Origin of the sequence: Pseudoalteromonas haloplanktis ATCC 14393, assembly GCF_000238355.1 — a bacterium.
Classification (GTDB): Bacteria; Pseudomonadota; Gammaproteobacteria; order Enterobacterales; family Alteromonadaceae; genus Pseudoalteromonas; species Pseudoalteromonas haloplanktis.
Genome location: NZ_AHCA01000003.1, coordinates 41,271 through 54,015, shown reverse-complemented (window position 1 = coordinate 54,015; position 12,745 = coordinate 41,271). Strand labels below are relative to the sequence as shown.

Here is a 12,745-nt window from a genome sequence, read left to right as displayed (position 1 = left end):
AAAATACAGCCCATGTTACAATGCTTGTCATTTAAAAGGCTCTCTCATATAAAAGGAAAGTGATGATTGAAGTCATTGGTTTACATAAGCAATTTGCAGATAACATTCTATATAAAGATTACAGTATCAGCTTTACAGCACCGAGAGTATGCATAGAAGCGCCGAACGGCCAAGGTAAAACTACGCTACTCATGATGCTTGCAGGCCTTGAGCAAGCACAACGTGGGCAAGTATTATTCTCAGGAAAAGTGTTGTCAGAACCTTATAAACAGGTCGCAATTGCGAGTGACCGCATTGCACTGCCAGAGTTTTTAACCGCAAAACAAATTATTAATTTATCTGCTAAAGCGCTTAGTTGTCATTGGCCGATGGGGCTGATTGACGGTTTTAACTTTACTGAATTTTTAAATACGCGTTTTGATGCATTGTCATCTGGTAATCAGAAAAAGTGCCAATTAATTTTAGCCTTAATGCGGGATGCACCGTATTTATTATTAGATGAACCCAGTGCAGCACTTGATCAAACGAGTATTCAATACTTACTTGATTTGTTGGATAAATATCTAGTTGATAAAGCGCACGGGCAAATTATTATCACTTGCCATGAACCCGCACCGTTTATTGAACATGGTTTTGAGTGCATGCCATTATGAGTAAGCTTGTTATTAGCTCTACAATTACACAATACCGTGCCTTTATGGACTATCGCTACCAGGCCTATAAAATTGAGCTGACTCAATTACTGCAGCAACTTAAAAATTTTGGCTTATTATTTTTAGTGGTACTTGGTTCAGCCATGCTTGGTATGATTTTGCTGTTATTTTTAGGGCTGGGCAAAATTATCGACAGTAGTGAAGCGCCGCAATATGGTGCGCAAATGGCGTGGTTGTATCTTTTGCTGCAAAGCGTGATGCTCAGTGCAATGAAGTCAGCCATTAAGAATAGTCAACAACGACTCTTTCAATATACTATTGTAAGGTCAACTTGGCTTGCGTGTATGGATATAAAGCTATTACTGTTAAGTAATGCTTGGTTGTTAGCAAGTGCTGTTATTGCGCTGGATTTAACTTTTACACAATGGCTAAGAGCACCACATTTTATACTTTTCATGTTGCTGCAATTTGGCTTAGGCGTACTGTGTTTGTATAAGCCACGAGCATTAATATATGGCTTAGGGTTTACGGCTGTTTTAGTTTTGTTACCCATTAATATAACGTCGTTGGTTTATCATAGTAGCTTTATTGTATTATTTGCGCTGAGCATGTTACTGCCAGTATTTTTGTTAAACGATCGGCTATCGGTCAATTCACTCTTTACTTTTTGGTTAAGCTTTTTTATTCAGCACTGCTGGGTATTAGTATGGCGAGTGGCTTTATTGTTGTGCGTGTTCATGGCCACGACTACTTTACTGCTTGAGCGCGCTGACTTAGCGGCTATATTTAGTGTACTAGCCCTTGCTTTTATAGTGTTGTTTACCAGCTCACTGCAATTTGATTGTGGCAAGTTACATGATAAGTATTCGCTGTTCTTTCAAGCAAACAACCAGCAGCGGTGGTTTTTTATCAGCCAATTTATCCCAAGCTGTTTATTCTTTTTTATCACACTACTCAGTTATCTGTTATTCGTAGCTAAAATAGGGTGGTTGTTATTAAGTCTGAGTGTTGTTTGGTGCGCTGTACAATTATATATCGCGCAAAAAAAACCAGCGCATTATGCGCTGGCTTGGATGGTTATCACAGGCTTGTTGCTTGCTTTAATTGCTTAATTCATAAGAGTTCAAGCGGCATCAGCCTCATTGTTAGTACTTTTTCGTGCTGCATTACCGGCAAGTAAATCCGCAGGATCAAAATCGTCCACGTTAATCGCATCTAAGCGCGCTTTTTCAACACTTGCCAATTTATCAGCTTCGGCCTGAGTTAAAATACCAGCATCAAGGCCCATTTGTGCGACTTTATCAAGTTGAAAGAAAGGCAGTTTAACGCCTTTTTCACGGCATACCTTGTCAAAAAGTGGCTCAACGGCTAGCACATCTTTAAGCGTTTGCTCTTGGCGACCCACTAAGTTAAGTGGCTCATTCGTCAAATAGACATAACTTGCTAAGCGATTACGAGTTTCACTAGGCACTTGTAGAATTTGCGCTAGTTTGTGCTCAAGTTTGTCAGTTGGTTTACGTACCGGACGACCAAATGGGAATAGCATAAGTTTTAATGCTGCGCGTAACGGTGCTGATGGCATATTATTAATTAAATCAGCTAAAGCACGCTGGCAGTGATAAAGGTGATCTTGGCAGCTCCATTGAACAAGCGCTAAGTCTTCTTTTTTGCGGCCTTCATCGTTATAACGTTTAAGCGTAGCAGACACTAAGTATAAGTAGCTTAATAAGTCACCTAAGCGTGCTGAAATGCGTTCTTTACGTTTTAGGGAACCACCAAATACTGCCATGCTGATGTCAGACATCAATGCAAGGGATGCACTAAAGCGAGCAGCGGTGCGGTAAAACTCGGCTGTTTCATCTTTAAATGGTGTGCTTGCAAAGCGAGCACCGGTAAAGCTCATCCACTTAGTGCGAACTAAGTTTGAGATGGTAAAGCCAATGTGACCCATTAAGGCTTTATCGAATACTGCAAGCGCTTCTTCACGATCGTCAATTTCACAAGCACCTAACTCAGTTAATACAAACGGATGACAGCGAATAGCCCCTTGACCATAAATAATCATATTACGGGTCAAGATGTTGGCGCCTTCAACGGTAATGGCAATAGGCGCACCTTGATAGCCACGACCTAAATAGTTATTTGGGCCAAGCATGATGCCTTTACCACCGTGAATATCCATCGCATGGATAGTAGAATCACGCATTTGCTCCGTTAAGTGATATTTTATAATCGCAGATACCACTGACGGCTTTTCTCCTAAGTCAACCGCACCGGTAGACATGCTTACCGCTGCGTCTGAGCTGTAAGCGTAACCAGCCAGCTTTGCAAGTGACTCTTCAACACCTTCCATTTGCCCAATAGGTAAACGGAACTGACGACGAATACGGCTGTATGAACCACTGGCAAGCGCGATAGTTTTAATACCACCCACAGAGTTTGACGGTAACGTAATTGCACGACCAACCGATAAACACTCAACCAGCATGCGCCAGCCTTGGCCTGCCATTTCTGGGCCACCAATAATGTAATCAAGCGGTACGAAAATATCTTTACCGCGGGTAGGGCCATTTTGAAACGGCACATTCAACGGAAAGTGGCGACGGCCAATCTCAATACCTGGCATATCTGTTGGGATCAATGCACAGGTAATACCAAGCTCTTTAGTGTCTCCTAGTAGGCCGTCTGGATCTTGCATTTTAAACGCTAGACCAAGTACAGTTGCTACAGGTGCAAGGGTGATGTAACGCTTGTTCCACGTAAGGCTAATACCAACAACCTCTTCCCCTTCCCACATACCTTTACAGACAACCCCGTAATCAGGGATGGCGCTGGCATCAGAGCCCGCTTCTGGCGAAGTTAAGGCAAAGCATGGGATCTCTTGACCACTTGCAAGACGCGGAAGGTAATGATCTTTTTGCTCTTTTGTACCATAGTGCTGCAGTAATTCACCTGGACCTAATGAATTAGGCACACCAACAATTGATGACAGCAAAGTAGATTTACTGGTTAGCTTTTGCAGCACACATGATTGTGCGAACGCAGAAAATTGTAAGCCGCCGTATTCTTTTTTGATGATCATGGCAAAGAATTTATTATCTTTTAAGTATTGCCATACATCTTGTGGTAAATCTGTCAGCTCGTGAGTTGCTTGCCAATCATCGAGCATGCTACACACAGTTTCAACAGGGCCATCGATAAAGGCTTGCTCTTCGATAGTCAGTTTTGGCATAGGGTATTGGTGTAGCTTATTCCAATCAGGGCGACCACAGAATAAATCAGCTTCCCACCAGGTCGTACCGGCATCAATCGCTGATTTTTCAGTTTCAGACATGGTTGGTGTTACTTTCTTAAACGCTGCAAAAATAGGTTTAATAATGTATTGCTGGCGAATACCAGTAACAGACAGTGGCACTGCGATGATCAAAAAGATCAACCAGCTAATTGCGCCAAAAGCACCTGCAAAGGTACCAATAACAAGTGTTGCGATGGAAACGCCTAAGGCAGTATTCCAACTCGCTCTGTGGTAACTCGCGATGCTAAGCAGCACGATTAAACCAAGTACAAATATGAGTGTCATGTATTTAATCCTTAATAGAGGTCAGACCACCTTTGGTTAGAGTAGCGCTAGAATCAGTAATTATCAAGTAGTGGAATAAGTTTATGTCGTTTTAAATTTTAAAAATTGATTTTGTTGAACTAGTAAAGTTATCTTTAAAATCACTTAATGAAAAACGTTTGTTAGGATCCTTTAATTGGAATATATTTCCTGTAGCTATTAGATCTAAAATTACCCTGTTTTTACTATTACTTTTAATTTCTTCAAAAAGAGACAGGATATTTTTATCATAACTACCTCTATGTCTACCTAAACGGTCTTCTGTAACTTGATTCATTATAGAGGTAGCGTGTAAGCGAATATTAAATAATTTTTCATCATCATTAGGATAAAAGTAGCACAAGATATCTATGTTTTTGGAGAGTTTATTATAAGCGCTTAATAATTCATCATATTGTTCTGTGAGGGTTTGACTTACTTTCTCAGGAGTTGCATCTTCTAGGTTTATTTGAATAGAGCTTGAGTCAATGTAATAACAGTACAATGTGTTATAAAATTGGCGTGATGAGTGATAAATAATGTATGCGTCACTAATGAGCTCTCTTACATTTTCGACTACTTTATCTTTCTTCCAGTTCTTATATGCAGCAATAGCGCATCCCGCTAATACAGCATTTAAAGCCACGACTAATAAATCAGAGACACTACCTATATTAGCTTTTCCCATGAAAATTAATTGTATGAGACCACACACGGATATAAAAAATAGAAAATAAATTATTGAAAGCAATATGTACCAAAAGACTTCGGTTAAACTGTAATTCTTCAAAATACTCTTTCCTTGATGTTTTACTTGTAATGGGGAGCCAGCATAGTCATTAAGCTAACATTAGTCACTAAGTACATCTATATTTACGTATACTTTTCATATAGTAGATTTCTAATCTTGCCTTAATATTTTTATTGTTTAACAATGTTACTCTTAAGGTTAAAAATAATTGAAATTTAGCGTTACAAAAACCAAACAGCAACCAGAACTGTGACCATTAATGGTTTTTCACTTCGATTAAATTTATAACTATCTAATTTTATGGGTTAATTTATTTTATGTGTGAGTTGCTTGGCATGTCGGCGAATGTGCCTACGGATATTTGTTTTAGTTTTTCTGGGCTGTTAGAGCGCGGTGGTAACACGGGCCCGCATAAGGATGGTTGGGGCATTACTTTTTATGAAGGTAAGGGCTGTCGTACCTTTAAAGATCCTGAGCCGAGCTGCCAATCTGAGATTGCCAAGTTAGTAAAGGCGTATCCAATCAAAAGTGTATCGGTAATAAGCCATATTCGCCAAGGTAACCGAGGCCGTGTGTGCCTTGAAAACACCCACCCGTTTACTCGCGAATTATGGGGCAGGGAGCTGACCTATGCTCATAATGGTCAACTTTCGAATTACCATGATTTAAAACCTGAGTATTACCGACCGGTAGGTAACACTGACAGTGAGCTGGCTTTCTGTTGGTTGCTCGACAAAATTCGCGAAAAATACCCAAAGCGCCCAGCAAATATGGCTTCGGTTTTTCGTTATGCAGCGAAGCTTGCTCACACATTGCGAGAAAAGGGAGTATTTAACATGCTTCTTACCGATGGTGTATATGTACTGGCGTATTGTACTAATAACTTACATTGGATCACCCGTCGCGCGCCGTTTGGTAAAGCAACGTTAATTGATGCAGATATGGTGGTGGATTTTCAACAAGAAACCACGCCGAATGATGTGGTGACTGTAATTGCAACTCGACCACTGACCAACGACGAACGTTGGCAAAAAATGGAGCCTGGTGAATTTGCACTGTTTAAAATGGGTGAGTTAATTTAGCCGTCAGTTTTAAAGTTTGAATTAGTCATAAGTCATAAAACGAAAAGCCCAAGTTATGAATGTCATACTTGGGCCTTTCATTTTATCTAGGAAACAAATTTACTCTGGGGCAATTTCGCTTTTTACGGCTTCTGGAACTGCAACAGGGCTGGTAACTGTGAATGACTTAAGTTGCACTTCAAACTGTTCCATGCCTTTTTCGCCTTTCCACATTCTGACTAGCATGTAGTCCATTTCAGGGGCAAACCAGGCTAATGCTTGGCGTTTGTCGTTATCGTAAAGACGTTTTACTTTAATCGCTTCAATATTACCGATTGGTAATGAAATCATTTCTTTACCAACGACTTCAAAATTATAGTCGCGACAATTCCCTTTTTTGTCTACCAGTGGGTAAGAAAAGCTGGTTTTACCCATTTTTAACTCTTCACGAACTTGTACTTGGTATGAAATAGAGTCTTGGAATTGATCTGTCCACTGACACTCGAGTGGGTATTTGCTCTCGCTGCTACTAATTTGTTTTTTAGTGTTATCAAATTGCAGTGTATATTCTTTATCTGGACCGGTGCCGGTGCGGATCATACTGTAGCTGACAGGGGTTACTTTTTCATCAGTATACGTGAAGTTTGATGTTTCTTTGCGTGAGTCTGAGAAGATCATCCACTCAATATCACTGTGGTAGCTAACTTGGTAGCTGTTATCCGCTAATTTTTTTAATGTGCGAACACCTTGGCCATGACTTTCACCTTTGCGCAAAATATCATAGTTAGCTTCAAATTGAGTGAGTTCACCGGCCATTAAACCAGTAGGAAGTAATAAAGTGCCTGCACAAAATAGCAAGGCACTTTGTTTTTTATTCTGGGTAGTGCGCGCCGTGTGCAGGAAGTTGTTTTTTGTCAAGAACTGCATAATCTGCTTCCATCGTAAGTCGTTGTTCACTGAACCATTTGACCACCAAAGGGTAGATTATATGCTCTTGCGCGTGCACTCGTTGTGCAAGTGTCTCGGCAGTATCATCTGCCAGCACCGGAACTTTGGCTTGAAGAATTACCGGCCCGCCGTCTAATTCTTCAGTGACAAAGTGCACACTTACGCCATGAACGTCGTCTTTTGCATCAATTGCTCTTTGGTGGGTATTCAGCCCCTGATACTTAGGCAACAAAGAAGGATGAATGTTCAACATTTTTCCTTTAAATTTTTGCACTAAGCTAGGAGTAAGAATACGCATAAACCCAGCTAATACAACTAGATTTGGTGTAAAAGAATCAATAACGTTCATTAATTGCGCATCATAGGCTTCGCGCGAGTCAAAATCTTTATGGCTGAGCACGGCTGTTGCAATGCCCGCCTTTTTTGCACGTTCTAGGCCATAAGCGTCTGCTTTATTGCTGATCACAGCCGCTATGTTTGCGTTTATCTCGCCATTATTACAGGCATCTATAATGGCTTGTAAATTTGAGCCACTGCCTGAAATTAAGACTACTAGACGAGAAGGGGCCATTAATCACGGCCGCCTAGGATTTCTACTTGCTCTTCGCCCGCTTTAGCATCGTGGATTTCACCAAGGTGCCATGCGTTTTCGCCAAGATCTTTTAAGATGCTTAAGCTTTGCTCAAGTTTATCGGCTGGAACAACTAAAACCATGCCTACGCCACAGTTGAATGTGCGGTACATTTCATGAGTTGTGATATTACCGTTTTCTTGTAGCCAGTTGAAAATACCAGGCCACTGCCAGCTATCACCTTTAACTACCGCTTTTGCAGATTCAGGTAAAACGCGTGGGATGTTTTCCCAAAAGCCGCCACCTGTGATATGCGAAAGAGCATGTACGTCAACTTGCTTGAATAATTCAAGAAGCGGTTTAACGTAAATACGCGTTGGCTCAAGTAGTGTGTCGCCTAAGGTTTTACCGTCTTCAAATTCAGCGCTGGTATCTGCATTTGATACTTCAAGTACTTTACGAATTAAAGAAAAACCATTTGAATGTGGGCCGCTAGATGCAAGTGCGATTAGTTGATCACCCGCAGCTACTTTAGTGCCATCGATGATATTTGCTTTTTCAACTACGCCAGTACAAAAACCAGCCATGTCGTAATCTTCACCTTCATACATACCTGGCATTTCAGCAGTTTCACCACCAATTAATGCACAGCCAGAGATCTCACAGCCTTTGCCGATACCGGTTACTACGTCAGCCGCAGTATCAACATCGAGCTTGCCCGTTGCATAATAATCTAGGAAAAATAATGGTTCAGCGCCTTGAACGATAAGGTCATTTACACACATAGCAACTAAATCGATACCCACGGTATCATGCTTTTTCAAATCGATAGCTAAACGTAGCTTAGTACCTACACCGTCAGTGCCTGCAACTAATACTGGTTGCTTATAACCAGCTGGGATTTCACAAAGTGCGCCAAAGCCACCAATTCCGCCCATAACTTCAGGACGACGGGTTTTTTTAACTACGCCTTTAATACGCTCAACTAGTGCGTTACCGGCATCGATATCTACGCCCGCGTCTTTATAACTTAGAGACTGTTTTTGTTCGCTCACAGGATTTCCTCAAAAAAGTTGCATGGTTTTGCATGTGTATGCTTAGAAACGCGCGTATTTTACAACAATTGCAGGTGCGCGGCTAGTTCAAAAATAACTTTAACAATATTCACAAGGACAGTTGTCCGTATAAGTAAAGTTTCAAGTGATGGGGTGAAAGTAGCAAGTATAGGCACTTTCACCACTTTTAAGCTGTTGTTAGGCTTTAGCCGTTAAAATTGCACGCAGTGGTGCAGGGTAGCCTTCAATCGTTTTACTTATATCGTTTGGATCTAAAAAGTCGACGAGTGACTCATTTTCCATCCAATCTGATTTACGTTGTTCTTCAAGCGTGGTAATTGCACAGTCTTTTACTTGTACATCTTTAAACCCAACGCGCTCCATCCACAGCTTTAATGCGCTCGTGCTTGGAATAAACCACACGTTGCGCATTTTTGCATAGCGGTCAGTAGGCACTAATACTGTGTTTTCATCGCCTTCAATCACCAGTGTTTCAAGCACGAGCTCACCGCCTGGGCGAAGTTGTGCCTTTAATTGCGCTAAAAAATCAATAGGTGAACGGCGATGATAAAGCACGCCCATTGAAAATACTGTATCAAACGCCTTCAATTCAGGCAGGGCTTCAACACCAAGCGGTAATAAGTGAACATTTTCGTCTGGGTTAAAATGTTTGATAGCTTGGAATTGGCATAAAAATAAATCTGATGGGTCAATCCCCACTACAAACTCAGCCCCTTCACCGCGCATACGCCATAAGTGATAGCCAGAGCCACAGCCAATATCTAATACGGTACGGCCTTTAAGGGGCTCAATATGCGGCAGTAAACGATCCCACTTCCAATCACTACGCCACTCAGTATCTATTTCAATTCCGTGTACACTAAACGGACCCTTTCGCCACGGCATCATGCGTTTTAATAAATGAATGGTTTGCTTTTGCTCGCCTTCAGACATTTCGCCAGCAGCGCCAATTTCTACTTTATCAGTGATATTTACATGATTAGTGGTTACTTCTGGCAAGTTTTTTAACACCTTTTGCCATTTAGGTAAGTCACCGTGACTAGCTTCGCTTTGCCAGTGCTTTAATTGGCTTGGCAATGTTTCCAGCCAATGACTCAACGGGCTTTGTGCGATAGCGGCGTAAAATTGGTTAAACCATAAAGACATTGAATATTTCCTAAATTACTTAATTGCTACCAACGAGCAAAAGTTAAAACACTGATACCACACTTGAGTTTGACTGAAGCCAATATTAGTAAGGCGATTAAGATGAGTGTTTAATGTATCTGGGCGCATAACATTTTCAATCGCGGTACGCTTTTGGCTGATTTCAAGTTCTGAATAGCCATTGTGACGTTTAAAATCATGATGTAAATCAATCAGCAAGTTGTCGCATTGCTCGTTTTCACCTTTGATTTTTTCACTCAATAGCAGTACACCGCCGGGCTTTAAATTGGCGTAAATTTTTTCAAGTACAGCTTGGCGCTGTGCTGGAGGAATAAACTGCAAAGTAAAGTTCATCGCAACCACGGATGCGTTTTCAATAGCGAGTTCGTTAATATCGCCAAGGGTTACTGTAACCGGCACCTCTGAGCGAAATCCCTGTAAATGCAACTTACAGCGCTCAACCATGGCTTGTGAGTTATCCACGGCAATAATATGGCAGTTGTCGGTGCGGATATTACGACGCATACTTAACGTTACTGCGCCAAGCGAGCAGCCTAAATCATACAGGTTTGAATTACTCTGAGCGTATTCGCCTGCTAACTTACCCATGGTGCTGACAATGGTGGCGTAACCCGGCACTGAACGCTGGATCATATCAGGGAAAACTTCTACTACATGTTGGTCAAAGCTAAAATCTTTAACCGCTTGCTCTGTGGCATAAATACTGTCTTTTACAGTCACACAAACAGTCTCTTTAAAAAATAATAGGGCTATTTTAGCATTTTATGCTGGATAGTCAGTGATAATTTCAGTAGCTTGGCTAGAATAATGAATAACAAGTATAAAAAGAGAAGTTTATGAGCAAAAGTAAAGTAATTAGTACGGACGACATTTTGGCAACGCTGTGTCATTCAGTAACAGGCGTTTTATCATCAGCAAGTGGTAACGATATTAGTTATTCAGCCATGGTACAAAAGATAACACGTACCTGTATGCGACCTGATATCGGTTGCTTTGTATTGTTTGATGGTGGCTTTACAGGGCTAGTTATTACTAACTTTACTTCGCAAGCAGCAATGGAAATTTATCACGATTATATGCGCAGCATGGGGATGCCTGAAGAAGAGCTGGCACACAGTCACCTATCAGACGACGTATCAAATGTGCTTGGTGAATTGATGAATCAGATCGTGGGTGATTTCACCTCAAAAGTACGCGAGCAACTACATACCTCAATCACGCAAAACCAGCCGAAGATGATGGCTATTAATAAGCAAGTGCAAATTTCTGTTGATACGACGATGGACAGACCACAGGCACGACGAGTGACATTCACTACCAGCAAACAAAATATCTTTTACTTAGAATTAGCGATGGATAAAACTGAGTTCATTAAACTACATGACTTTGATATTAGTGAAGCGGTGGACCCTGACGATATTATTGAAAACGAAGCAAAGCATAAAGCCGAGAAACAAAAAGCGGCAGAAGAGGCGGCTAACGCAAGCGATGCAGACGATGATTTTATGGCTGAGCTTGGTTTATAAAGCTACGGAGCTTTACAGCTTTAAGTAAAACAATAAAAGCGCAAGTGTCTCTTGCGCTTTTTGGTTTAAGTAACTTGAATCCAAGTCTTTAGGAATATGGGTTTCTAAATGAAACCCAATTACATAATTAGCGGATAATCATTTGCTCACGCTCAGGACCTACAGATACCATACTCACAGGTACGCCCATCAGTGCTTCGATGCGTTCAACATAGTGTTGAGCGGCCGCAGGCAGACTGTCAAAGGTACGACAACCGGTAATATCTTCATGCCACGCTGGCATACTTTCATATATTGGCGTTAAAGCGGCTGTTTGTGGCCAAATAGGGTTTTCGCTGTGATCGCCTGCATAACCAATACAGATTTTTAAATCTGTCATGCCAGATAGGCAATCAATTTTGGTTAAAGCAATTTCAGTGGCTGCTTGTAGCTCAACCCCATTACGGGTTGCAATCGCATCAAAATAACCCATATCACGAGGGCGGCCTGTTACGGCGCCGTATTCATTGGCGCTTTCGCGAAAGTTATCTTGCTCTGCCATGGCGGTAACGAGTGTGCCTGTACCCACAGATGAACTAAACGATTTAGCCACAGCAATAACACGCTCAGGACGCAGCGCAGGTAAACCGCTGCCAATTCCTGCATAGGCGGCAGTTACGTTTGATGATGTAGTATACGGGTATTCGCCATAGACTAAATCCCGGCCAGCGCCTAGTTGCGCTTCAAATAATAAGTTGGCATCTTGCTTTTGCAGCGCTTTTAAAGGCTCTGTAACATTACAGATAAATGCACGCCACGGAGCAGTGACGTCTAATAGCCATTGAGTTATTTGTTCAGCCGTTTGTGAATAATCACAACTTGGGTAAAGGGCTTTGAGCTGTGGCATTTTCCAATCGAGCATAAATTGAATGCGCTCTAATAAAACTTCTGGTTGATTTAACCAACCCACTAAAATGCCTTTTTTCATGACGCGGTCGCCGTATGCTGGCGCAATACCTTGACGCGTCGAACCGTACGCAGCATCACCTAAACGTTGTTCTTCAAGTGTGTCTTCTAGGGCGTGTAACGGCAAGCACAGGGTTGCACGATCAGAAATACACAGCTTTACCTCAACACCAGCGGCTTTTACTTCAGCGATTTCTTCGCTTAATGCACCAGGGCTTATCACCATACCGGGGCCTAATACGGCAATACAATCTGGGTTAAAAATACCGCTTGGTAATTGATGTAATTTAAAGGTACCAAACTCATTCACCACGGTATGACCGGCGTTGTTACCACCTTGAAAGCGAATGCTTGCTGATGCGTTCTCTGCTAAAAAATCGACAATGCGGCCTTTGCCTTCATCACCCCAGTTTGCACCTACAACAACAATTGACGGCATAATTTACTCT

12 protein-coding genes are annotated in these 12,745 nt (G+C 41.6%); 4 read left to right on the top strand and 8 right to left on the bottom strand.

What is annotated here, in order from left to right; genetic code table 11:
• The first annotated feature begins 62 nt into the window (after positions 1-62).
• Both PHAL_RS0107065 and PHAL_RS0107060 read left to right on the top strand, forming a co-directional pair.
• Positions 63-653: an ABC transporter ATP-binding protein gene (locus PHAL_RS0107065; RefSeq protein ID WP_016707724.1), complete on the top strand. Its 591-nt coding sequence runs from the start codon at positions 63-65 to the stop codon at positions 651-653.
• On the top strand, positions 650-1,765 hold the full coding sequence (locus tag PHAL_RS0107060) for a DUF6136 family protein (RefSeq protein WP_016707723.1): 1,116 nt from the start codon (positions 650-652) through the stop codon (positions 1,763-1,765). The genes PHAL_RS0107065 and PHAL_RS0107060 overlap by 4 nt, the downstream gene beginning before the upstream one ends.
• 11 nt (positions 1,766-1,776) lie before the next feature.
• Here the strand turns inward: PHAL_RS0107060 and fadE are convergent, their stop codons facing one another.
• Positions 1,777-4,233: an acyl-CoA dehydrogenase FadE gene (fadE, locus tag PHAL_RS0107055; RefSeq protein WP_016707722.1), complete on the bottom strand. Its 2,457-nt coding sequence runs from the start codon at positions 4,231-4,233 to the stop codon at positions 1,777-1,779.
• Positions 4,234-4,324: 91 nt separating this feature from the next.
• Positions 4,325-4,939, bottom strand: a complete 615-nt coding sequence (locus PHAL_RS0107050; RefSeq protein WP_016707720.1) for a hypothetical protein — start codon at positions 4,937-4,939, stop codon at positions 4,325-4,327.
• Between the two features lie 380 nt (positions 4,940-5,319).
• Here PHAL_RS0107050 and PHAL_RS0107045 point away from each other — a divergent pair, with 380 nt between their 5' ends.
• The gene (locus PHAL_RS0107045; protein WP_016707719.1) at positions 5,320-6,084 is read left to right on the top strand and encodes a class II glutamine amidotransferase; all 765 of its coding nucleotides are present in this window, start codon (positions 5,320-5,322) and stop codon (positions 6,082-6,084) included.
• Between the two features lie 99 nt (positions 6,085-6,183).
• Here PHAL_RS0107045 and PHAL_RS0107040 read toward each other — a convergent pair whose 3' ends face one another.
• The 5 genes from PHAL_RS0107040 to cmoA all read right to left on the bottom strand — a co-directional run bounded on the left by PHAL_RS0107040 (position 6,184) and on the right by cmoA (position 10,545).
• Positions 6,184-6,879, bottom strand: a complete 696-nt coding sequence (locus PHAL_RS0107040; RefSeq protein WP_050901572.1) for a DUF3108 domain-containing protein — start codon at positions 6,877-6,879, stop codon at positions 6,184-6,186.
• Positions 6,880-6,934: 55 nt separating this feature from the next.
• Complete coding sequence (purN, locus tag PHAL_RS0107035; RefSeq protein ID WP_016707717.1) at positions 6,935-7,582, bottom strand: phosphoribosylglycinamide formyltransferase; 648 nt, start codon at positions 7,580-7,582, stop codon at positions 6,935-6,937.
• Complete coding sequence (gene purM / locus PHAL_RS0107030; RefSeq protein WP_016707716.1) at positions 7,582-8,637, bottom strand: phosphoribosylformylglycinamidine cyclo-ligase; 1,056 nt, start codon at positions 8,635-8,637, stop codon at positions 7,582-7,584. Before purM ends, purN begins: the two co-directional genes overlap by 1 nt.
• A 198-nt stretch (positions 8,638-8,835) precedes the next feature.
• On the bottom strand, positions 8,836-9,804 hold the full coding sequence (gene cmoB, locus PHAL_RS0107025) for a tRNA 5-methoxyuridine(34)/uridine 5-oxyacetic acid(34) synthase CmoB (protein WP_016707715.1): 969 nt from the start codon (positions 9,802-9,804) through the stop codon (positions 8,836-8,838).
• Positions 9,805-9,819: 15 nt separating this feature from the next.
• Complete coding sequence (gene cmoA / locus PHAL_RS0107020; protein WP_016707714.1) at positions 9,820-10,545, bottom strand: carboxy-S-adenosyl-L-methionine synthase CmoA; 726 nt, start codon at positions 10,543-10,545, stop codon at positions 9,820-9,822.
• Between the two features lie 116 nt (positions 10,546-10,661).
• Between cmoA and PHAL_RS0107015 the strand changes: the two genes are divergently transcribed.
• A complete protein-coding gene (locus PHAL_RS0107015; RefSeq protein ID WP_016707713.1) occupies positions 10,662-11,351 on the top strand; it encodes a DUF3334 family protein in 690 nt (229 codons plus the stop codon).
• A gap of 127 nt (positions 11,352-11,478) precedes the next feature.
• Here PHAL_RS0107015 and PHAL_RS0107010 read toward each other — a convergent pair whose 3' ends face one another.
• On the bottom strand, positions 11,479-12,735 hold the full coding sequence (locus PHAL_RS0107010; protein ID WP_016707712.1) for an adenylosuccinate synthase: 1,257 nt from the start codon (positions 12,733-12,735) through the stop codon (positions 11,479-11,481).
• Positions 12,736-12,745: the final 10 nt, after the last annotated feature.